The 23070-nt window shown below is 60.7% G+C and carries 19 protein-coding genes; 4 read left to right on the forward strand and 15 right to left on the reverse strand.

The features are described 5' to 3' along the window. Positions 1-41: 41 nt before the first annotated feature. The 10 genes from dnaN to N6L27_RS13920 all read right to left on the reverse strand — a co-directional run bounded on the left by dnaN (position 42) and on the right by N6L27_RS13920 (position 12310). Positions 42-1160: a DNA polymerase III subunit beta gene (dnaN, locus tag N6L27_RS13875; protein WP_271907882.1), complete on the reverse strand. Its 1119-nt coding sequence runs from the start codon at positions 1158-1160 to the stop codon at positions 42-44. Positions 1161-1404: 244 nt separating this feature from the next. After that, entirely contained in the window at positions 1405-3855 is a 2451-nt protein-coding gene (locus tag N6L27_RS13880) for a GcvT family protein (protein WP_271907883.1), read from the reverse strand. Between the two features lie 83 nt (positions 3856-3938). After that, entirely contained in the window at positions 3939-4952 is a 1014-nt protein-coding gene (locus tag N6L27_RS13885) for a GlxA family transcriptional regulator (protein WP_271907884.1), read from the reverse strand. Positions 4953-4970: 18 nt separating this feature from the next. Beyond that, complete coding sequence (locus N6L27_RS13890; RefSeq protein WP_271907885.1) at positions 4971-5867, reverse strand: homocysteine S-methyltransferase family protein; 897 nt, start codon at positions 5865-5867, stop codon at positions 4971-4973. After that, a complete protein-coding gene (locus tag N6L27_RS13895; RefSeq protein ID WP_271907886.1) occupies positions 5864-6934 on the reverse strand; it encodes an alcohol dehydrogenase family protein in 1071 nt (356 codons plus the stop codon). The genes N6L27_RS13890 and N6L27_RS13895 overlap by 4 nt, the downstream gene beginning before the upstream one ends. Before the next feature lie 45 nt (positions 6935-6979). Then, complete coding sequence (locus tag N6L27_RS13900; protein WP_271907888.1) at positions 6980-9427, reverse strand: GcvT family protein; 2448 nt, start codon at positions 9425-9427, stop codon at positions 6980-6982. Between the two features lie 15 nt (positions 9428-9442). Further along, the gene (locus N6L27_RS13905; protein WP_271907889.1) at positions 9443-9814 is read right to left on the reverse strand and encodes a GFA family protein; all 372 of its coding nucleotides are present in this window, start codon (positions 9812-9814) and stop codon (positions 9443-9445) included. A 10-nt stretch (positions 9815-9824) separates the two neighbouring features. Then, positions 9825-10394 (reverse strand): helix-turn-helix domain-containing protein, encoded by a 570-nt coding sequence (locus N6L27_RS13910; RefSeq protein WP_271907891.1) that lies wholly within the window; start codon positions 10392-10394, stop codon positions 9825-9827. A 190-nt stretch (positions 10395-10584) separates the two neighbouring features. Continuing rightward, positions 10585-11040, reverse strand: coding sequence for a GAF domain-containing protein (locus N6L27_RS13915; RefSeq protein WP_271907893.1), 456 nt, complete (start codon positions 11038-11040; stop codon positions 10585-10587). Between the two features lie 97 nt (positions 11041-11137). Then, positions 11138-12310 carry an acetyl-CoA C-acyltransferase gene (locus N6L27_RS13920; protein WP_271907895.1) on the reverse strand — a complete coding sequence of 391 codons (1173 nt, stop codon included), beginning with the start codon at positions 12308-12310 and terminating at the stop codon, positions 11138-11140. 95 nt (positions 12311-12405) lie between these two features. On the opposite strand from N6L27_RS13920, the gene N6L27_RS13925 reads away from it, so the two are divergent. The 3 genes from N6L27_RS13925 to N6L27_RS13935 all read left to right on the forward strand — a co-directional run bounded on the left by N6L27_RS13925 (position 12406) and on the right by N6L27_RS13935 (position 15110). Further along, a complete protein-coding gene (locus N6L27_RS13925) occupies positions 12406-12750 on the forward strand; it encodes an STAS domain-containing protein (protein WP_271907897.1) in 345 nt (114 codons plus the stop codon). Between the two features lie 35 nt (positions 12751-12785). After that, positions 12786-13235, forward strand: coding sequence for an ATP-binding protein (locus N6L27_RS13930; protein WP_271908142.1), 450 nt, complete (start codon positions 12786-12788; stop codon positions 13233-13235). A 300-nt stretch (positions 13236-13535) separates the two neighbouring features. Next, the gene (locus N6L27_RS13935) at positions 13536-15110 is read left to right on the forward strand and encodes a gamma-glutamyltransferase family protein (protein WP_271908143.1); all 1575 of its coding nucleotides are present in this window, start codon (positions 13536-13538) and stop codon (positions 15108-15110) included. Between the two features lie 37 nt (positions 15111-15147). Here N6L27_RS13935 and hspQ read toward each other — a convergent pair whose 3' ends face one another. Next, entirely contained in the window at positions 15148-15474 is a 327-nt protein-coding gene (hspQ, locus tag N6L27_RS13940) for a heat shock protein HspQ (RefSeq protein WP_271907898.1), read from the reverse strand. A 337-nt stretch (positions 15475-15811) separates the two neighbouring features. Between hspQ and N6L27_RS13945 the strand changes: the two genes are divergently transcribed. Next, positions 15812-16399 carry a transglycosylase SLT domain-containing protein gene (locus tag N6L27_RS13945; protein ID WP_271907899.1) on the forward strand — a complete coding sequence of 196 codons (588 nt, stop codon included), beginning with the start codon at positions 15812-15814 and terminating at the stop codon, positions 16397-16399. Positions 16400-16592: 193 nt separating this feature from the next. Here the strand turns inward: N6L27_RS13945 and N6L27_RS13950 are convergent, their stop codons facing one another. The 4 genes from N6L27_RS13950 to N6L27_RS13965 form a co-directional block, all read right to left on the reverse strand. Beyond that, a complete protein-coding gene (locus N6L27_RS13950; protein WP_271907901.1) occupies positions 16593-17177 on the reverse strand; it encodes a LolA family protein in 585 nt (194 codons plus the stop codon). Positions 17178-17257: 80 nt separating this feature from the next. Further along, positions 17258-20278 carry a DNA translocase FtsK gene (locus tag N6L27_RS13955; RefSeq protein ID WP_271907902.1) on the reverse strand — a complete coding sequence of 1007 codons (3021 nt, stop codon included), beginning with the start codon at positions 20276-20278 and terminating at the stop codon, positions 17258-17260. A gap of 115 nt (positions 20279-20393) precedes the next feature. Continuing rightward, on the reverse strand, positions 20394-21572 hold the full coding sequence (locus tag N6L27_RS13960) for an aminotransferase class I/II-fold pyridoxal phosphate-dependent enzyme (protein WP_271907903.1): 1179 nt from the start codon (positions 21570-21572) through the stop codon (positions 20394-20396). Positions 21573-21681: 109 nt separating this feature from the next. Beyond that, on the reverse strand, positions 21682-23013 hold the full coding sequence (locus N6L27_RS13965; RefSeq protein ID WP_271907905.1) for an amidase: 1332 nt from the start codon (positions 23011-23013) through the stop codon (positions 21682-21684). Between the last annotated feature and the right edge of the window lie 57 nt (positions 23014-23070).

Raw genomic sequence — 23070 nt, forward strand, 5'->3', positions numbered from 1 at the left:
TTCAAAAAACTTCCGTGCTGCAGGCCGCGCCGTCAGGCGCGTCAGACTCGCATCGGCATCACGACGTAAACGGCACTTTCGTCGTTGCCTTCACGCATTAAGGTCGGATCACCGGAAGAGTTGAACATGAACACGGCATTCTCACGGTCCACCTGATTGGCAATTTCCAGGAGGTACTTGGCGTTGAAACCGATCTCCAGCCGCTCGTCATTGTAGGCGACGGCCAGCTCTTCTTCGGCGGCGCCACTGTCCGGCGCGTTCACCGACAGGATCAAGCGGTCCTCTTCCAGCTGCAGCTTCACCGCGCGGGAGCGTTCCGACGAAACGGTGGCGACCCGGTCAACGGCTTGGGCAAACTCCACGGCGTCCACCTCCAGGCGGCGGGTATTGCCGGCCGGGATCACGCGGGTGTAGTCTGGGAAGGTGCCGTCGATCACCTTGGAGGTCAGGGTGATGTTCGGAGTGGCAAAACGCACTTTGGTTTCCGAAATCGAAACCGCGATGTCCATGTCATCGTCATCCAGCAGCTTGCGCAGCTCGCCCACGGTTTTACGCGGCACGATCACGCCGGGCATATCCTCTGCACCAAGCGGCAGTTCCGCATCGATTCGGGCCAGGCGGTGGCCGTCAGTGGCCACGGCGCGCAGTGCCTTGCCGCCATTGGCAGAGGACACATGCAAGTAGACACCGTTCAGGTAATAACGGGTCTCTTCTGTGGAAATCGCAAATTTCGATTTGTCGAACAGGCGACGCAGCACCGCAGCTTTGGCGGCGAAATTCGAGTGATACTCCGACGACGCCATTACCGGGAAGTCCTCGCGCGGCAGGGTCGCCAGCGAGAAATTCGACCTGCCGGCCTCAACAGCAAGACGTCCGGTTGCGGCGTCGGCTGTCAAGGTGACCAGCGCGCCGTCGGGCAGCTTGCGGACAATCTCGTGCAGGGTGGTGGCGGCAACGGTGGTGGCGCCGGCGCGCTCCACTTGGGCCGGGGCCTTGTCCACCACCTCGATATCCAGATCAGTGGCGCGGAATTGAACGCTGTCGCCTTCGGCCTCGATCAGCACATTTGCCAGGATCGGAATAGTGTTGCGGCGCTCGACAACCGACTGTGCCTGAGCCACAGCCTTGAGAAGCGTGCCGCGTTCGATGCTGATCTTCATGTCCCAAATCCTCTTCGTCAGGCCCGTGTCAGTAGCCGGGACAAGCAACCTACCTGTTTACCCCTGCCGCACAAGGCTTTTTATGGATTTCTCCAAGGGATTTCCGGCGGGGTCAAGAGGCGGCGGGTGCCATACCGGCCGAAGCCGGGAAATCGTTGCCTCAGAACCCGCAAGGGCATGCAAAAAACGCCCCGGCACTCAGGCCGGGGCGTAACAGAGGCGGGTTAGAGCACTGGAGAGGTGCTTAGGCCTTCACCCGCTCCGATTTCGGATCATACATCGGCTTCAATGAGGCTTCGGCCTTCACCTTCACGCCGCAGACGTCGATTTCATAGGTGGACCCCAGCACATCTGCCGCGCTTTCGCCTTCACAGGGCACGTAGCCCATGCCGATGGCTCCGCCCAGCGTGTGGCCATAGTTGCCGGAACTGAGGTAACCGACGTATTCGCCATTCCGGATGATCGGTTCATTGTGGAACAGGAGCGGCTCGGCATCGGTCAGCTTGAACTGAACCATGCGGTTCTTGGGACCGCTCTCCTTGCGTTCCAGCACCGCAGATTTGCCGATAAAGTCGTCCTTGCCGGTGGCAACCGCAAAGCCGAGGCCTGCGTCGATCACATTATCCTCGCAGGTGATGTCGTGGCCGAAGTGGCGGAAGCCCTTCTCGATCCGGCAGCTGTCCATCATGTGCATGCCGCACAGTTTCAACCCCATTTCCTGGCCTGCGTCCCACAGGGTTTCAAACGCATGGCCGGACATTTCCGCCGGGATGTAGATCTCCCAGCCAAGCTCGCCCACATAGGTCACGCGATGCACACGGGCCAGCCCCATGCCCAGCTCGATCTCCTGCGCGGTGCCGAACGGGTTCACCTCGTTGGAGAAATCGTTGGGCGACACTTTCTGCAGCAATTCGCGGGAGTTCGGACCCATCACGGCCAGCACGCCCTCACCTGCGGTCACATCGGTGAGCACAACGTTGAACCCGCCCTTGTTGCGCATCATCCAGGTCTGGTCGGCAAGGCGGGTCACCGCCGGGGTCACCACCAGATAGACGCTCTCGCTCAGGCGGGTGACGGTCACATCCGCCTCGATCCCGCCACGGGCGTTCAGGAACTGGGTGTAGACGATCTTGCCCGCCGGAACCGAGACATTGGCACCGCAGATGTAGTTCAGGAACTTTTCGGCATCCGGGCCTTCGACGCGGATCTTGCCGAAGGACGACATGTCGTACATGCCGACATTTTCGCGGACGGCCTTGTGTTCTGCCGCGGAATTCTCAAACCAGTTCTGGCGCTTCCAGCTGTACTGGTACTCACGCTCCTGACCTTCATTGGCAAACCAGTTGGCGCGCTCCCAGCCGCCGATTTCACCGAAAACGGCGCCCTGTTCCTTCAAGTGGTGGTGGAACGGGGTGCGGCGCACGCCGCGGGCCGTGGCCTTTTGGCGGTAGGGGTAATGGTCTGCATAGAGCAGGCCCAAGGTCTCTTTAGAACGCTCGAACAGGTAGTGCTTGTTGCCCTGGAACGGATGCATGCGGGAAATGTCCACATCGCCCAGGTCAAACGGTTTCTGGCCATCCTCCATCCACTGGGCCAGTGCCATGCCGGCGCCGCCTGCGGACTGGATGCCGATCGAATTAAAGCCTGCCGCAACCCAGAAGTTGTCCATCTCAGGCGCCAGGCCCAGGTGATAGGCATCATCCGGAGTGAAGGATTCCGGACCGTTGAAGAAGGTATGAATGCCCGCCTCCGCCAGCATCGGCATCCGGTTGCAGGCGGCCTCAAGGATCGGCTCGAAATGGTCAAAATCCTCGGGCAGCTGGTCGAATTCGAAACTGTCGGGGATGCCGTTCATTGCCCAAGGCTTGGCGTTCGGTTCAAAGGCGCCCAGCAGGATCTTTCCCGCGTCTTCCTTGTAGTAGGCGCATTCATCCGGCACCCGCAGCACCGGCATCTGGGCCAGGCCTTCGATACCCTCGGTCACTATGTAGAAGTGCTCGCAGGCGTGCAGAGGAACGTTGACACCTGCCATCCGGCCGACCTCGTGGCCCCACATGCCGGCACAGTTCACCACCATGTCGGCTTCGATGTGGCCCTGGGACTGGCCATCGTCGCTGGCCCAGTCAACGCCGGTGACGCGGCGGCCGTTTTTGGAGATGCCAGTGACCTTGATGCGCTCCTTGACCAGCGCGCCGCGCTGGCGGGCGCCCTTGGCCAGGGCCAGTGCGATGTTTGCCGGATCCGCCTGCCCATCGGTCGGCAGCCAGACACCGCCCGTTACGCCATCCAGGTTGATGTGCTCGTAGCGTTCCTTGACCTCTTTGGGCGACAGTTCCTCCACCGGCACACCAAAGGCGCGGGCCATGGCGGCGTTGCGATAGAGCTCTTCAAGCCGCTCGTCGGTCAGCGCAGCGGACACCGAGCCGACCTGGCGCATGCCTGTGGCGACGCCGGTTTCTTCCTCAAGCCCCAGGTAAAGCTCTGCAGAATAGCGCGCGAGCTTGGTCATGTTGGAGGACGCGCGCAGCTGGCCGATCAGGCCCGCGGCGTGCCAGGTTGTGCCAGAGGTCAGCTGCTTGCGCTCCAGCAGCACCACATCCTTCCAGCCGAGCTTGGTCAGGTGGTAGGCCACCGAGCAGCCGATCACACCGCCGCCGATAATCACCACGCGGGCCTTGTTGGGAAGATCGCTCATGTCATCGCTCCTGAATGAAGGTTTGCGCCTGATTATCACGAACAGGCGGCGCAAAATGCATCAAAAACGTCAGGCTGCCAGGATTATTCTCCGGCCTTCAGGTTTTTTTCCGATCCGTCCTCACCCAGCCGCCGGCGCTTGCGCAGGGCAAAGGGCGTAATGCCGAAAAAGCTTTTGTAGAGACTGGAAAACCCGTTCGGGAACCCGCAGGCCAAACCGATTTCCCGCACGCTCATCGTCGTGTTGAGTAACAGGTTGTTGGCCTTTGACAGCCGCATTTCGCGGTAAAAGCCGTTGGGAGTGGTTCCCAGGAAGGTTTTGAACTTGCGCTCTAGAGAACGCGTGGAAATACCCAATTCATCAACGATATCGCTGATCGGCACCGGCTCCTCGATGTTGTCCTGCATGATGCGGATGCAGTGGTCCAGATCACTGTCGCCGGTGATGGTCGGCTTGGCGCCGGCAAAGGGCTGCAGCGAGGAGAAATCGCGCACCTGTTCATGCAGCATGATGTTTGCAACGGTCATCTGAGCTGCTGCAGACGTGAGCCGCCCGACAAGCGCCAGGATGATATCGACAGTGGAGCCCATGCCTGCACAGGTCACTACCATCCCGTCCTCGCTGGCCAGCGCGTGGCTGGAGTCGTTCAGCCCCATTCGCTCTCGCAGCAGGGCAGAGTTTTCCCAATGGGTCGTCAGCCGCCCGGCAGCACCCCCCTGGTCGCGAATGTAGCGCGCTGCGGCCTCGGCCAGCAGATAGACTTTGATATCGCGGCAGGTGTAGCTGGAGATCACCCGCCCCAAGCTGAGGCCCGGATGATCCGGGTCCGAATTGCCAAGGAAAAAGGCGAAATCAGCGTCCGGCTTGGCCGCGAAGGGTTCGGTATCCACGCTGAGGCCTGCCCGGCAGCCCACACGGCCGCCCTGCAGCGAGCGGACGGTCCATTTGAACGGCGGCTGGGCCAGCACGCGGTTGGCGATCCGCAGCACCTCCAGAATCGCCGACATCTCGATCAGAACGAAACCTTCGGTAACGATGATGTCGATGTTCCAGACCCGGGCCGGGTCTGCCGCTTTGAGTTTTTCCGGAGCTGCCATGCTGATCCCCTCCCCTGGTCAGACGATCCGATGCCCGGCCGCGCGCAAGCAGCGGGCCAGTTCGGCAATATGGTCCGGGCCGACTTCGCAGCAGCCGCCGACGATGGTGGCGCCTTGGGAAACCCAGCCCATGGCAAATTCCGCGTAGGCCCCGGGCCCCAGATCCTGGCGCTGCTCCAGCGCGTCCACGGTTGGGGCATCCTGCAGGAAGCCTTCGGATATCCGGGTGAAGCCGTTGGCATAGGCGCCGAAGGGCTTGCCGAAGCCCTTCACGATTTCCAGGCCTGCGCCGACAACCTCGGGGCGCGAACAGTTGAGAAGAACCGCCTCCGGCTGGAATTCCCCGACCACCGGCGCGAGGTCTGCCAGCGGCTCGCCGGAGCGCAGCAGCGTTCCGTCCTCATCGGAAACCGAGGCCGCCAGCCACACCGGTTTGGCCGTGCCGGCGCATCCGAGCAAGGCGCCCCTGGCCTGCTCAACCGAGGAGACGGTTTCGATCAGGAACAGATCCGCCTGCGGCTCCAGCAGCTGAACAAGCTCTGCGTAGACAGGTGCGGCCTGCTCATGCGGCGGACAGATGTCAGGCCGGTAGGAGGCAATCAGCGGGCCAAGAGAAGCGGCAACGCGTCCAGAACCGTATGCGTCGCGCGCGGCAGTTGCCTGGGAGGCAGCCTTCGCCAAAAGTTCCTCGAAATGCCGCTCGATACCTGCGCGGACCAGGCGGTCGCGCAGAACCGCATAGGTGTTCATCGTGGCGATTGTGGCGCCCGCGGCAAAATAGTCGGCGTGAATGCCGCCAACAACATCCGGACTTTCGATCATCACGGAGGTTGACCACAGCGGCGTCGCGCGGTCACCGGACCGTTTGACAACCTCCTGCCCGATCGAGCCATCAAGTAGGATGATATCTGTCATGGGGCCTCCTGCGGCGGAATCAAAACCAGTTTTCCCGGAAATGCCTTGCTCATGAAATCCGCCTGCGCCCTGGCGATGTCCTGCAGCGGATAAGTTGCTGAGACCAGCGGGCGAATTGCACCAGAATTGATCAGCTCCACCAGTTCGGCAAAGACCGCGCGGGGGGAGAAGGTGCAGCCGTGGATTGTGATGTCGCGCAGGTAAATCTCGCGCAGGTCCGCTGTGACGATCGGGCCAGCAATGGCGCCGGAGACCGCGTAGTGCCCGCCAGGCCGAAGCGCCTGTATCAGCGCGGGCCAGGCCGGGCCGCCGACCACATCGATGACAGCGTCATAGTAGACCGCTTCAGGGGTATCATCACGGCCAATGATGCTGCCCGCCCCCATCGCAATGACGGCTTCCGCTTTTGCGGGTGATGTTTGGCCGGTGACATCTGCACCAAGGTGGGCTGCCAGCTGCACCGCAGCCAGCCCGACCCCGCCGGAAGCGCCGGTCACCAGCACCTGCTGGCCATCAGAAACACCGGCGCGGTGCAGCAGATTCCAGGCGGTTCCATAGGCACAGGGCATCGCCGCAATCTCGGTATCGGCCAGGGGAGAGGCGCTGACATCAAACAGCTCTGTTGCGTCCAGCAGACAGTATTGCGCGAAAGCGCCATCAAGCTCTGATCCGAGGGCAACAAATGCCACGGGATTGTCCGGCTGCGGCCGAGGGATATTGATCTGGCTGGTGACCCGCTGCCCCAAGCGGATGGCCTCGGCACCGGGGCCGGTCTGAACCACCACGCCGCACAAGTCGCCGCCCTGTATCCGGGGAAAACTCAGGGCGCCGCCCCAACCGCCGGCCTCGATCTCTGCGTCATCGACGACAGCATCCGTGGCCCCCGTCACGTCTGACGAATACCAGCCGATCCGGGTGTTGATGTCGGTGTTGTTGACGCCGGCTGCCAGAACCTTGACCAGCACCTGCCCCGGCCCTGGGACCGGAACAGGAATATCTTCACGCCATTCGAGCGCATCCGGCCCGCCATGCCGGGTCAAATAGACGCCTTTCATCATCTGGGCCATCTCTGAAGCCTCCTGAGTTAAGCGTAACGGGCCGACCATAGTACATCAGGCGCGCAAGCGCTCGTTGGCCGGATCCCACAATGGTTCGTCCTTCTGAACCACCGCACGGCACTTCTCGCCGTAGATCTCGACCTCCAGCTCGGTGCCAGGCACCGCCATATCGCTGCGCACCATGCCCAGCGCGATGGAGGCGTTCACACGGTAACCCCAGTCGCCCGAAGTGGTCTCGCCCACGATCTCGCCATCCTTCCAGATGCAGGACATGTAAGGCGCGTCTGCGTCGCCAGCCTCGACGATAAGGGTCACAAAGGACTTCTTCGCGCCCTGCTGCTTTTCATTCTGGATCGCAGCCTTGCCCGGGAAGTCCTGCGGCTTGTCCAGTTTGACGAACCGCTCCAGCCCGCCCTCAAGCAACGAGTAGTCGGTGCTGAGGTCACCCTTCCAGGTGCGGTAACCCTTCTCGATCCGCAGGGAGTTCAGCGCATACATGCCGAACGGCTTGGCCCCGCCTGCCAGCAGGGCATCATAGATTGCCGGCTGATGCTCATTGGCGCAGTGCACCTCCCAGCCCAGTTCGCCTGCATAGGACACCCGCGCCAGGAAAGCAGGCTTGCCTGCAACGGTGGCTTCCTGATGGGTCAGCCAGCCGAGCGACAGGTCGGCGTCGGAGATACCTGCGAACAGTTCACGCGACTTCGGGCCGGTAACAATCATGGTCGCGAATTCGGTGGTGTGGTCGGTCAGCGTCAGGCCATCGGGCAAGGCCTTCTTCAGGATCTCGAAGTCGTGCCACTGTGCCGAACCTGCGGTGATCATGGTGAAGTGATCTTCGCCGTGACGAACACAGGACATCTCGGTCAGGATGCGGCCGCGGTCGTCTGAGAAGTAGACCAAGTTCATCCGTCCCACTTTCGGCAGGCCGCCGGTCACCAGGCCGCGCAGGAATTCTGCAGCGCCTTCGCCGCTCAGGTTGAAGCGGGAGAAGCCCGGCAGGTCCAAAACGCCAACACCATCGCGGACCGCTTCGCATTCTTCTTTGATGCGCTGCTGCCACGGGCCGGAGCGGCCCCAAGTATGGGTGGCTTCCTCGGAGATGTCGTCACCCGATTGCGCGAACCAGTTGGCACGCTCCCAGCCGTTGTAGGCGCCCATCACGCCGCCCAGTTCTTTGATCCTAGCGTGCACCTGGCTGACTTTCTTGTCGCGCGCAGCAGGCCATTCGTGGTGCGGGAAGTGCATGGCGTATTCGTTGCCGTAGACTTCCATGCCTTTCTTGTCGCAATAATCCTGGTCGGTGTAGTCGGTGTAGCGGCGCGGATCGACTGACCACATGTCCCACTCGGTCTGACCGTCTACGATCCATTCCGCCAGCACCTTACCGGCGCCGCCGCCTTGGGCAATGCCGAAGGTAAAGACACAGGCCTCGAACGCGTTTTCGACACCCGGCATCGGGCCGATCAGCGGCAGACCGTCGGGGGCGTAGGGGATCGGGCCATTGATCACGCTGGACACGCCGGAGGAGGCCATCAGCGGCACCCGCTCCATCGCGTCGGTCACGATGTCCTCGATCCGGTCCAGATCGTCCGACCACAGCTGGAACGAGAAATCGTCCGGCATCTGGTCGTCCTCGGTCATCCAGTGGCCTTTGCAATTCGGCTCGTACGGCCCAAGGTTGTAGCCATTCTTCTCCTGGCGCAGATAATAGGAGACATCCACGTCGCGGATCAGCGGAAGTTTCTTGCCGGTATCCTTGGTGTGGGCTTCGATTTCCGGGATCTGCTCAGTCAGCAGATACTGGTGGCTCATCACCATCATCGGCACAGTACGGCCGCCGTACTCCTTGAACCACTCACCCACACGCTGGGCATAATAGCCGGCGGCGTTCACGACATAATCGCATTCAATATCGCCTTTGCCGGTGTGCACGATCCAGGATTTGTCTTCCTTCTGGGTCACGCCAGTGGCCGGGCAGAAGCGAATGATCCTCGCGCCCATATCGCGGGCGCCTTTGGCCAGCGCCTGCGTGACCTGCGCCGGGTCAATGTCGCCATCCGACGGATCCCACAGCACCCCTTCCAGATCGTGGGTCTCCAGGAACGGATAGTTCTCCTTGGCCTGCTCCGGGGTCCAGATTTCCATCCCGATGCCCTGATAACGACCCATGGAGCAGGCGCGCTCGAACTCCTGCATCCGCTCCTTGGTGTGCGCCAGACGGATCGAACCGGTCTGGTGGTAGTTCATCGGATAGTCGACCTCCTCCCCAAGGCGGGAATAGAGCTCGGTCGAATAGCGCTGCATGTTCATGATCGACCAGGAGGTCGAGAAGGTCGGGACGTTGCCGGCCGCGTGCCAGGTCGAGCCGGCGGTCAGTTCGTTCTTTTCCAGCAGCACACAATCGGTCCAGCCTTTCTTCGCCAGATGAAAAAGCGACGAGCAGCCAATGACGCCGCCGCCGATGATGACCACTCGGGCCTTGGTTGGAAAATCAGACATGTTCGCTCCCTAGTCTCAGTCTTCTTGCGGCACGCCGTCCGCAATCCGGTAGTAGTCGCCCTTGGAGGCGGTAAAGATGTGCTTTTCGACGCTGAGACCGGTGTTCCCGTCGACAGCGCCCAAAGCGAAACTGGTGGTGTCTTCCGCCGTTCCTTTCCAGAACAGGAAGGAGCCGCAGCGCTGGCAGCTGCCGCGCTTGGCTTGCGGTGTTGCCTCAAACCAGCTCACCGGTCCGATAATCGTGAGGTCTTCATCACACACTTGGGCAGAGGCCCAGATACCGCCGGATTGTTTGCGGCACTGGCTGCAATGGCACATTGAGGCGCCTTTCGGCTGGGCCGAAGTTTCAAAACGAATGTCGCCGCAGAGGCAGGATCCCTTGATCATCATCTTTCTCCTAGTAGACCGGCGGCGCGATCACCCAGACCGCCACCGCAGGTGCGTCGTAAGGGTTAGACCATTGATAAGGCTCATGCTTGATCCGGAAGCTGTCGCCGGGGCCGACAGTGAAGCTGCGCCCCCCGATCATCAGGTCCAACTTGCCTGAAATCATATAGCCGACCTCCTGTGTAGGCCGGTTGGCTGGCGTTTGCATCTTTGAGCGCGGCTGGAAAGTAGAGTGCACCATTTCGAAGTCATCGGTCAGGTCCGGCGACAGCAGTTCTTCGATCAGCCCTTCCTCGCCAGAGCCCATCGGGCGGCGGGATCCGGCCCGCACAACATAGCCATGTTCCTCTGCCGGGGCTCCTGCATGAGCAAACAGCATCGACATCGGCACGCCCAGCGCTTGGGCAATCTGGCGCAAGTCAGAGATTGAAGGTTCGGACATGTCCCGCTCAACCTGGCTCAGCCAGCCGACGGAGCGGTTCAGTATCGCGGCGATATCCGACAGCGTCAGCCCGCGCGCCTTCCGCAGGGCCCGGATGTCGGCCCCGAGTGTTGCTGCTGCCACTATCTGGTCGTTCACCGGTTCTCTCCTCAGCTCGTGAAAAATTCATCTCCTTTTTCACGATGCATCGGGTTCATGAAATTTCCAAGGCTTTTTTCACGAAACGGGTAGGCTGCATGAAAAAACCCAGCGCCTTCAGGCGCCGGGCAGCTACTTTCGGAACAAAAAACTCTGTGGCAGAGGCCGCAAAGCCCTTTGCACAGGCGAATCAGATACGGCTGAACACCTGCCGCAGAATTGCAGTCATTTGATCTGCATCCTCCTGCACGAAGGCCTCCGGCTGGTCGCTGTCGATGTCAAAAACCCCGATCAGTTCCCCTGCAGAATTCCAGACCGGCAGCACCAGTTCTGACCGGGTGGAGGAGGCACAGGCGATATGGCCGGGGAAGGCATCGACATCCGGCACCAGCTGCACCTTGCCGGTGCGCGCGGCGGCACCGCAAACACCCCGGGAGAACGGGATCTGCAGGCAGCCGTGGCCGCCCTGATAGGGGCCGATTTTCAGCAGCTCCGGCGCCACGGCCCGGTAAAATCCGGTCCAGTCAAACCGATCGTCAGCGTGATGCACCTCGCAAGCGACGGTGGCCATAAGCGCCACTTCATCCGTCTCACCTTCAGTCAGCGAGGCGATGGTCTTGGCTAGTATTGTGTAATCGGCCCGCATGGGCAGCTCTCCTGAAACGCAGCGGAGGGGGCTGTGTGCCCCCTCTAGACCTGACGGTCAATTCACCCCGAGGATATTTCGGGCCGGATGAAAGGGATCACACCCGCTCGATTGCGATTGCAGTGCCTTCACCGCCACCGATGCAAATGGCTGCGACGCCGCGCTTAAGGCCCCGCTTTTCAAGAGCGTTCAGCAAGGTGACCATGATTCGCGCGCCGGAGGCGCCGATCGGATGGCCCAGCGCACAGGCGCCGCCGTTCACGTTCACCTTATCGCGGGGCAGGCCCATTTCGTGCATGAATGCCATCGGCACGACGGCAAAGGCCTCATTCACCTCCCAAAGGTCGACTTCCTCGACCTTCCAGCCGATGTTCTTGAGCAGTTTCTGGGCGGCCGGAACCGGAGCGGTGGTGAACCAGCCCGGTGCCTGCGCATGGCTGGCATGACCCAGAATGCGGGCGCGGACCTTCAGGCCCTGTGCTTCTGCCGCATCGGACGAGGCAAGAACCAGAGCCGCTGCGCCATCCGAGATCGAAGAGGCGTTGGCCGCGGTTACAGTGCCGTCCTTGCGAAACGCAGGCTTCAGTGTCGGGATTTTTTCCGGGCGTGCCGATTTCGGCTGCTCATCAGCAATCGTGACAACTTCGCCCTTACGGGTTTTCACAGTCACAGATGCGATTTCACCGTCAAAAGCACCGCTTTCCTGTGCCTCCAGCGCGTTGGACAAGGATTTAAGGGCGTATTCATCCTGGGCCTCTCGGGTGAACTGGTACTTTTCTGCACAATCTTCAGCAAAGGTGCCCATCAGGCGGCCCTTGTCATAGGCGTCTTCCAAACCATCCAAGAACATATGGTCGATAACCTGGCCATGGCCGATACGGGCTCCGCCGCGCATTTTCGGCAAGATGTAGGGGGCGTTTGTCATGCTCTCCATACCGCCGGCAATCATCGTATCCGCGTGGCCCAGCGCGATCTGATCAAAGGCGATCATCGCGGCCTTCATGCCGGAGCCGCACATCTTGTTGAGGGTCGTGGCCGGCACATCTTCGCCAAGCCCAGCTGCAAAACCGGCCTGTCGCGCAGGCGCCTGCCCCTGGCCTGCAGGCAGCACACAGCCCATGAGCACCTCATCCACGGTGGCAGATCCAGCGCCTTCCAAGGCCGCCCGGATCGCCGCACCACCCAGTTCTGCAGCCGTCACCCCGTCGTACATGCCCTGGAACCCGCCCATGGGCGTCCGGGCCGCTCCGGCGATAACAACATCTTTCATGCAATTTTCCTCCAATCGTCGAAATTATACCTACAGAAAAGTAAGCTTTGCGGTCTAGAGTGCTGCCTAATGACGTTACATCCCGGGGGATCAAAATGAGCCTGACGACCACCATGACGGACGGTGCACAGATCGTCAAAGTCAATGCCGAGCGCATTGATGCCGCCATGGCTATCCAGTTCAAGGAAGACATGCGCACGGAAACCGAAGCCGGACCGGAGCGCGTCATTCTGGACCTGTCCGAGGTGCAGTTTATTGATTCCAGCGGACTGGGAGCGATCGTCGCGGCCATGAAACAACTGGGCGGCAGCCGCAGGCTTGATCTGGCCGGCCTGACCCCAATGGTTGAAAAGGTTTTCAGGCTGACCCGCATGGACACGATCTTTGATCTCTACAGTTCGCTGAGTGAAGCAACCGCCCCGGCCAGCGCGAACCCTTGAAGACGACTGCGCTGGCGGCGCAAAGCGAGAAATTGATGGTAAAAACCTTTGCCTGCTCGTTCACGGCCACTAATCTGGATGCCCGCTCTGGCGTCTCATCCGTTGTGGACCGGTTGCGGACCCTGGGAATTCCAGCGGCCCGGGCGGACGAGGTGCAAATTGCGCTGACTGAAGCTGTCAACAACGTGGTCGAGCATGCTTATGCAGAGAATGACCCCGGGGACGTCCGAATCAAGGCAGAACTTTCTCCAGAACGCCTGTGGGTCAGCATTCAGGACGCTGGTGCCCCCTATCCAGGCGGCCAGTTGCCTGAAGGGAAACCTGCCGATGTCAATGTTCCTGCCAAGAATTTACCGGAAGGCGGATTTGGCTGGTTCTTGATCAGGGAACTCGCGAGCCAAGTTCAATATGAGCGTTCCGAAGGCAGCAACAGCCTGTCACTCTGTTTTGAGATCCAAGTCACCAATCCTTCGGCTGAACCCTGAGACATATCCAGCGAAACTCGCGCCTGAGTAAGCGCAACTTTAACGCTTTGCCACAATCGCGCCGCATTGCCGGCCAACCCCGGCCCAATAGATATGCGAATCCTTACCTGTAGCTGAAAAGAGCTTCCCCTGGTGCCGTGTGTTCTTGCCCCCACCAGAGCACGGCACCGGGGACATCTCTCAACAGCCTATAATTCTCTTCCACTGATGTGACGCTCCGTCTGCTCCGAGCAGCGGCAATTTGATTTGCCTTCAGGCCGCTCATCCCTAGGCTTGTCGTGTCAAAGCGGAAAGAGAGCCATGCGAGACTTCCATTTACCCGGCCGTTCGGCTGTTTTTGCAACTTCCGGGATGTGCGCCACCTCGCATCCGCTGGCGGCCCGCGCGGCTCTGGACATTCTTCAGCGCGGAGGCAATGCCATGGACGCGGCTTTGGCCGGAGCTGTACTGCTCGGCATCTGCGAGCCGCAAATGACCGGTATCGGCGGAGACTGCTTTGTACTGTATTCAAGGCCCGGGCATGGCATCCGGGCGTTGAACGGCTCAGGACATGCACCTCAAGGTGCTTGTGCTGCAGACCTGCGAGCAAGGGGCCTGACGGCGGTGCCGTTGACCAGCGCGGACGCAGTGACCATTCCAGGCGCCATGGATGCTTTTTGCCGGCTTGCAGAAACTGAAGGACAGTTAGGGCTGGACACCCTGCTGCAGCCCGCCATCCACTACGCCGAACTCGGCGTTCCAGTTGCGCCACGCACCGCTTTTGACTGGAAAAACAGTGCTGATACCCTGCAGGGCGCGGCACGCATGCATTACCTGACTGACAGCCGTGCCCTGAGATCCGGAGAGGTGTTCCGCGCGCCAGGTCAAGCCGAAGTGCTACGACGAGTCGCGAAGCACGGGCGCGATGCATTTTATTCGGGGGAAGTGGCGGAGGACATGATTGCTGCATTGTCAGCTTACGGCGGCACACACACTATGCAGGACTTTGAAGCAGCAGACAGCTTTGCCACGTGTCCGGTTGAAGGCTACTACAAGAATAGCTGTCTGGCCGAACACCCGCCCAACGGGCAAGGTGCGACGGCGATCCTTCTCCTGAATATCCTCAAACACTTTGATCTTGGCAGCTTGGATCCTTTCGGGGCGGAGCGCGCGCATCTCGAAGCGGAGGCGGCCAAACTGGCCTATGACGCGCGCAACCGGTTCCTGGCAGACCCAGACCACACCTCACGGCTCGGCCACATGCTTTCGCCTGAAACCGCAGCGCGGCTTGCGGCTCTGATTGACCCAAAGCGTGCGATCCCTGCCGCTGCTCCGCTGACCGAAGCCGTGCACAAGGACACCGTATATATTACCGTGGTAGACAAAGACCGGATGGCCGTGTCGCTGATTTATTCGATTTTCCATGGTTTCGGCTCTGGTATCGCCTCGGAGAAGTATGGCATTTTGCTGCAGAACCGCGGCGCAGGCTTTACGCTTGAGGAAGGTCATCCGAACGAGCTTGGTCCCGGTAAACGGCCGATGCACACGATCATTCCAGCAATGCTGAAGCAGGGGGAAGATGTGATCATGCCCTTCGGCGTGATGGGCGGCGGATACCAGCCGACTGGCCACGCAAGGCTGGTATCAAACCTTTTGGATTTCGATATGGACCTGCAATCCGCAATCGATGCCCCGCGATGCTTTGCCGATGGCGGTGTTTTGAAGGTTGAGCGCGGCTATTCTGCTGCAGTCTGTCAGCAGTTGTGCGAATTGGGGCACCAAGTTGAAACTCCGGACACTCCGCTGGGCGGTGCGCAGGCGATCCGTATCAATGACTCTGGCGTGCTGGAAGGCGGCAGCGACCCGCGCAAGGACGGCTGTGCTTTGGGCTACTGAAGCCTGAAGTTCGTTCCTCAAGAGCCAGATACAGATTTCAGTTCAGCTGATAGTGCAGAGAATAGGCACCGCCGTCAAAATTGCCAAACATTTCAGGCACGTCAGGATGACCAACAGGCTCGCCGGAGTAATCCGCAACGAGGTTTTGTTCGGAAACGTAAGCGACGTAGTAGCTTTGGTCGTTCTCGGCCAGAAGATGATAAAACGGCTGCTCCTTGATCGGCCGGCTGTCCTCCGGGATCGCTTCATACCACTCTTCGGTATTCGAGAACTCTGGATCAACATCAAATACGACACCGCGGAAGGGATGCTTCCGGTGACGGACGACCTGCCCAAGATTGTATTTTGCGCGTGTTCTCATCATGGTCTTATAGCCCCCGTTCTATCTAAATAGCGCGTGAGCCGGGGAAAAGTCCAACTCTTGAGACTAATTTTCAGGGAAACAGACTGTGGAGGCCGCTTTGACAGTGGCAAAGACACTCCATTTTCAGGTTCCGCTTCTTGCCTGCTTGGGAAAGAGTGACGGCAAGCGCCCGCCCCCCTTCGAATGGAGCAAGTGAATTTGCGGGAGAGGTACGTTTCGGTACGAGGTTTTCCCGCAACTGCCGCGGCTGTCGTTTCCGGAAATGTGATTTCCTCGCCTACGACAATCCGCTAAACTTGCCGCAAAACAAACCCAAAACAAAAAATGGGCAGAGGCAATGAGCAGACTCATCAGCGCCCTCGTTCTCCTCATGGCGGTTGCGTCTTGCGGAGGCGGGCACAAAGCGCCGCCGCGCAATTTGGATAATGCATGCAGCATCATCCAGCAGCGCCCTGAATACTTGAAAGCCTTCCGGGCAACCCAGCGCCGTTGGGGTGTTCCTGTGCATGTGCAAATGGCAACCATCTATCATGAAAGCCGGTTCCGCGGCGATGCCAGGACACCGCATCAGTACTTGCTGGGGGTGATCCCGGTCGGGCGTCAATCCAGCGCGTATGGCTACAGCCAAGCCCTGGACGGGACCTGGGACGATTACCGTAGCGACACCGGGCGGCGGCGTGCAAAACGCGACCGGATTGGTGACGCCACGGACTTCATGGGCTGGTACATGCGCAAGAGCCTCGAGAAGAACGGCATCCCTCTTTATGATGCGCGGAACCAGTACCTGGCCTACCACGAAGGCCACAGCGGCTATGCCCGCGGCAGTTACCGCTCCAAGGCCTGGCTCATGCGCGTTGCCGGTCAGGTCGAAACGCGGGCCCAGACATACCAGGCGCAACTGGCCACCTGCCGCAAGTTCCGTTGAAACACAGAACGCAGGCTCTCACGGCCGCTTAAAAAGCTTCCTTTGGCCAACTCTCAACCATTGGAACAAGCAGCGCGCAATGCGCGCTGCGTTTCCGTGTTCATTTCGCCGTTGGAGCAGCGGGAACACAGTTAGGCGCGTGCCGCTGCAACAGAGCCAGCGCAGCGGGCTTCTCTTGGCGGGCAGTCCTGGCTCAGCGAGAGCGGCCGGTGGTCACGAAAAGGCTTGAGGACAGCTTAACGCCGGTTTCCATCGCCCCCAGGATAACGGTCGTCTGACCTCCGGCGCCGTCGTGGATAACCCACTTGCGCAGTTCCACCGGACTGCCTGTGAACATCATTTCGATGCTGCCATAGTCCGGGTTTTCCGGGTCCTGCGCCCGAACAATCGTTGAAGTGCCATCAAAGCTGTGCCCAACCACCATGTTGGCTCGGCCCAGATCCACTCTGCGGTTCAAAATGATCGACAGCGGTGTCCTCTTCAGCGGATAAGTTTCAGGGGGCTGATTTGATTTCGGATCGTGGATCACCACAGCGCCGCCGCCGGCCACAACGGTGCCGCCACCTTTGCCGTCATATTCAAACCGCATTCGCCCGGGCCGGTGCATATACAGCTTGCCTGTAGACAGGCTTCCATCGTCATTGATTTGGGTGAAGGGTGACGATGCCGTGGAAATTCCGTTCAGGTAACGGGAAATCTCGTTGAGGCTCAGTTTCTCCGCCGCCCAGGAGGCCGGGGCAATGAGGGTCAGCGCAAGCGCAAGTGCAATCCTTTTCATGGGGTCAACATATGCTCGCTGCTGCAGAAGTGAAGATGCCGGCGCCTTCACAGCACCGGCATCGGCAGAAATTTGTCAGCTTACTGTTCAGGAACCAGAATTTCCCGCTTACCTACATGGTTGGCGGCAGAAACGACACCCTCATCCTCCATCTGTTCCACCAGGCGCGCTGCCTTGTTGTAGCCGATCGCCAGCTTGCGCTGGATGTAGGAGGTGGAGCATTTGCGATCCTTGACTACGATCGCAACAGCCGTGTCATAGAGTGCGTCCTCGGTGTCGGTATTGCCGCCGGTGTTCAGCCCCAGCACCGCGTCGATATTGTCAGCCTTGTCCTCATCCGGACCATCCAGCACACTGCCTACATAATCCGGCGGACCGAATTGCTTCAGGTGGTTTACCACCTCCTCGACCTCTTCATCTGAGCAGAACGGACCGTGGCAGCGGGTGATCTTGGCGCCGCCCGCCATATAAAGCATATCGCCCATGCCCAGGAGCTGCTCAGCGCCCATCTCGCCCAGGATGGTGCGGCTGTCGACCTTGGAGGTCACCTGGAAGGAAATCCGGGTCGGGAAGTTGGCCTTAATCGTGCCGGTAATCACATCGACCGAGGGGCGCTGGGTTGCCATGATCAGGTGAATGCCCGAGGCTCGCGCCATCTGCGCCAAACGCTGGATGCAGGCCTCGATCTCCTTGCCCGCGACCATCATCAGGTCGGCCATCTCGTCGACGATCACCACGATGTAAGGCAGCGCCTTGGGTTCAAACTCTTCGGTCTCAAACACTGGTTCGCCGGTGTCATCGTCAAACCCGGTCTGTACCGTCCGCGAGAACATCTCACCCTTGGACAAAGCGTCCTTCACGCGGCCGTTGTAGCCTGCAATGTTGCGCACGCCCATCTTGGACATTTTGCGGTAGCGGTCCTCCATCTCGCCGACCACCCACTTGAGGGCAACAACCGCCTTCTTCGGGTCGGTTACAACGGGCGAAAGCAGATGCGGGATACCATCATAGACGGAAAGTTCCAGCATCTTGGGGTCGATCATGATCAGGCGGCATTCATCGGGTGTCAGCTTGTAAAGCAGCGACAGGATCATGGTGTTGATCGCCACCGACTTACCGGAGCCGGTGGTGCCCGCGATCAGCAGGTGAGGCATCTTGGCGAGGTTCGCGACCATGGCGTCGCCGCCGATGTCCTTGCCCAGTGCCAACGGCAGCGCGTGGTTGCCATCCCCGAAGTCACGGGAAGACAGGATTTCGCGCAGAACCACCTTCTCGCGCTTCTCGTTCGGCAGTTCGATGCCGATCACGGTGCGGCCAGGCACAGTCGAAACCCGCGCCGACAGCGCAGACATGGACCGCGCGATGTCATCTGCAAGTCCGATCACTCGAGAGGCTTTGAGACCCGGCGCGGGCTCAAGCTCGTACATGGTGACAACAGGGCCGGGACGAACTGAGACGATTTCGCCCTTCACACCATAGTCATCCAGCACTGTTTCCAGCATCCGGGCATTTTCTTCCAGCGCTTCATCGCTCAGATGATGGCGTTCGATGCTGACCGGGTTGGTCAGCAGGTTCAGCGGCGGCAGTTCGAAATCACTGCTGCTGTCGTCAAACGCAAGGTTGGGCTGGGCTTCTGCCTTGGCGCGCGCTGAGGGTTGAACCGGCTTGCGTGCCGGTTTCTCAACCACCGCCTTACGCGGTTCAGCAACCGGCAGATCAACGGTCAGCATCGGCCCCGGTGCTTTTGGCTTTGGGAGCGTGTCCTGGAGCGGAGCCGTTGCTTCAGGAAGGGTCTCCGCCGGCACATGGTCCGGAGTCAGCATCCCAGGCACGCTGTTAAAGCCGCCGCTGGCATCTTCCTGCTGTTCGGTAGTTTCAGGCGCCTGCGGTACATAAACTTCTTCTTCTGCCGCCTGCCAAGACAGCGGCGGCTCTTCAGTCATTGGCGGCGCAGCCATTTGTGCTGCGGTCAGAGGCGGCTCTGCAGGAAGTCCCCCCTGTGCGGCTGCGGGATTGAAAATCAGAGGTGCCGGCCGTTGTCCGCGGCCCTTTGTCAGCGGCAGGTTTGGATCCAATTCCGGCGGGGTATCAGCCGCACGGCGAATCCTTACCGCGTTGGCAATTTTCCTGGAGATCCGGTCTTCGCCATCAGCCCCATCGTCATACTCCTCTTCACCGGAATATTGCAGATCGGCCGCGTAAGCTTCTTCAGGTGCCGGCGAAACAGGAGCAGCCCGGCGGATCAGCCCCGGAACACGCGACAACAGCCCACCCTTGGAGGGCGCCTCGGGCTCCTCCTCAAGGCTGTCAGCCGCATAGGTATCTTCTGCATAGTCCTCGAACATCTCGGGATCGTCGCCGGCGCCTGCGTAGGCCTCCGCTCCGTCGTCATGAATACGTTCGGCCCGTTCCTTGCGGTAGGTCATTGCGGCCTGCAGCCCGCTGGAGGCACCGCGGCCAAGCAGGGCCGCGACAGCACCGTACCCAAGAATCAGACCGATCATCACTTTGTGCAGGCCCTTTTTCACCTCAGGCCAGGTGAATCCCAGCACCACGCAGCCAAGTGCCAGCATACCTGCAGCACTCAGCAGCGACATGATCTTAACCATAAAGTGCAGGCCGACCGGCAGCAGGGCCAGCAACGCGCCTAGGAATGTGTAGCCAACCATGCCGCCAAGGCCAAAATCATAGTTCTGCTGCCAACTGGTGCTGGCGTTCAGAGTTTCCATGTGCAGGGCCACCACCAGCAGCCACGGCACTGACAACAGCAGAGGCCAGATCACCCGGTCCTCACCCCGGTGCAGAACAAACCGCAAGCCCCAGGCCGACAGAAACAGCGGCATTGCCCAGCTGGCCTTGCCGAACAGGGTGATCAGGATAAAGGAGACAGATGCGCCCGGGCGGCCCAGCCAGTTCTGTACCGGAGCGTCGGTGGACACCGTCCAATTCGGGTCTTCGGGCGTGTAAGAGCCGAGCATGGCCGCAACCATCAACCCCGCCAGGATCAGGGCAATCCCGATCAGTTCCTTGCCGCGCTTTTCAATGGCCGCCTGCATATTGCTGTCGAGCAGCGGATCGCGGCTGCGGGTTTGAAATGCCATGCCTACCTCAGTTCCGTTTCATTCGCCCCTGCCCCGCTGTTCACCGATGGGTCAAAGGCCTGTCCGTTCTTAGTTTTGGCTGAGCGGCCCCCAGCCGAGGGCCGCTCAGCAGAATTCAGTAAAGACAGCCGCGCAACGTCCTAAGCGCTTTGCGGGTGTCTTCGGCGGGGGCGACCAGCGCCACCCGGATGTAAGTTTCGCCCGGGTTCTGGCCGGTCGCGCCCTGCGCCAGATAGGCGCCGGGCAGCACCCGCACCCCGGTTTCCTTCCACAGCTTCAGCGCAGCCTGCTCGCCGTCTTCCACCGGAAGCCACAGGAAGAAGCCCGCCTCGGGCGCCATGTAGCCGTTGAGGCCGTCAAAGACCTCATCGGCAATCTTGTACTTCTCCTGATAAAGCACGCGGTTCTCTGCCACATGGGCCTCATCCGCCCAAACCCGGGCGGCGGCGGCCTGCAAGGGACCCGGCAACGGCGCACCGGAATAGGCACGCAACTGTTTAACCCGCTTGATGGTTTCCGGCCCGCCGGCAATCAGCCCCGATCGCAGACCCGGCAGATTCGAACGTTTCGAAAGCGAGTTGAACAGCACCACACGTTCGGGATCGGCGCCCAGTTCCCGCGCAACGGTCAGCGCACCCACGGGTGGGTCATCGCGATAGATCTCGGAGTAGCATTCATCCGCGAAGATGCGGAAGTCGTATTTCTCGGCCAGCTGGATCAGCCGGGTCCAATAGGCGCGCGAGGCCACGGCGCCCTGCGGGTTGGCGGGCGAACAGATGTAGGCGACCGCCGTGCGGTTCAGAACATCCTCCGGCAGGTCTTCATAGTCCGGCAGATGGCCGGTCGCTGCTGTTGCCGGGACAAACACAGGCTCTGCCCCGACAGAAATCGTCGCCACCATATAGACCTGATAGAAGGGGTTCGGGATCAGCACCACTGGCTTTTGCCCGTTCCTCTGCTCCGGGCACAGCGCCATGGCGGCATTGTAGAGCCCCTCGCGGGTGCCGTTCAGCGCCATTACTTGAGTCTCGGGGTCCTTGATCACACCATAGCGGCGGTGGATCCAGTCCGAAATCGCACCGCGCAGCTCCGGCGTGCCGTCATTGTTGGGGTACTGGTTAAATCCGGCGGCATTTTTTGCAATGACATCCGTAACCCATGCCGGAAAGGCATGTTTCGGCTCGCCAATGGTCATATGCACCACATCCCCGCCGGGGGTGTGGTGGTCCAACAGCGCTCTCAGGCGCGGAAACGCATAGGCTGGCAGGTTCGAAAACCGCTCAGGAAAATCCATATCTTATGCCTCGGTCACGGGATCATTGGCGCCCCGTTTGCGCCTAAGGTTACAGGGGGCGGGCGGACGCGTCCACCCGGTGATGCGGCCGATGGGCCGAATGTGGCTTTCAGGCCAAGGCAACCTTGATCGCTGCACCGGTGCGCAGCAGGGCTTCCTCGCAGTCCGGCTGCCCCAGCACCTGCAGGCCGCAGCTGGACGTGCCGGTGGGCAGCGACAGGCCGCACAGCCCCATCAGGTTGCCGATCCGGGTGTTACGCAGCGCCATCAGGTTGGATTGGATGTAATAGTCGTGGTCGCTCTGCAGCCGGTCCAGGTTGGGCGGCAGGATCGGCGATACAGGGCTGAGCACCGCTTCATATCCGGCCACCGCCTGATCCCAGGCCATGCGGCACTGCTCCAGCTTGGCCCAGGCAGCGACATAATCCGAACCACTGAACTGCGCACCGGACCGAAAGCGTTCCAGAATTTCCGGGAACATCAGCTGCGGAGACGCTTCGATCACGTCCTTCCACAATCCATAGGCCTCAGTGGTGTAGAGAATCGGGCTGAGGCCCATCGCCTCGTCCAGCGCAGGCACCTCAAGCGGCACGATCTCTGCCCCCGCGCATTTCAGCCTTTCCAGAGCTTCGATGTGGGCGGCGGCAACTTTAGGATCGAGATCGTCCTGCGCCACGTTCTGCAAATCAGCAAACCGTCGGCCTTTCAGTGAGCCTGGGTTGCGCAGGTCAGGCCCCCCGGTCCCTTCCAGCACGCCCAGCAGCAGCCCGGCATCTTCGACTGACCGAGCCAGCGGGCCGACGGTGTCAAACTTCAGGCACAGCGGCACGACACCCTCCAGCGTGATCCGGCCGGAAGTTGTCTTGAGCCCCACAAGATCGTTCCAGGCAGAGGGGATTCGCACCGAACCGCCCGTATCAGAGCCAATGCCGCCCGCGGCAAGCCCATATGCCACCGAGGCAGCCGCACCGGAAGATGACCCGCCGGGCGCGGCCTTCTGGTCGTTCACGCAGGGCGGTGTTTCCTTGACCGGGTTAAAGCCAAGGCCGGAGAACGCCAGCTCGCTCATGTGGGTTTTGCCGAGGCAGACCGTGCCCATGAGCGTTGCATTGGACAGCACGGCCGCATCCTGATCCGGCACTCGCCCCTTAAGCAGATCCGAACCGGATTCGGTTGCAGTGCCTGCGCTGTCGAACAGGTCCTTCCAGCTGATCGGCACCCCGTCCAGCAGCGAGCGGCGCAAACCCAGACCGGCGCGTTCCTCAGCAGCCTCTGCCTCGGCTAGGGCACGTTCATGCGTGACTTGGGTGTAGATCCGGTCATTCAGCGGATGGGCGTCTATTGCATCCAGATAGCAGCGGGTCAGCGCCACTGGGCTGATTTCACCTGCCTCAATCCCCCGCCCCAGATCGGCAGCCGTCATTGTCAGCCAGTCATGCATGCACCCTCTCCCCGCAAACCGTTGCCGGTGACGGTAGCTGCAGCAGGACGCAGGTAC

It is taken from the genome of Leisingera sp. SS27 (genome assembly GCF_028368855.1).
In the GTDB taxonomy this organism is placed as follows: Bacteria; Pseudomonadota; Alphaproteobacteria; order Rhodobacterales; family Rhodobacteraceae; genus Leisingera.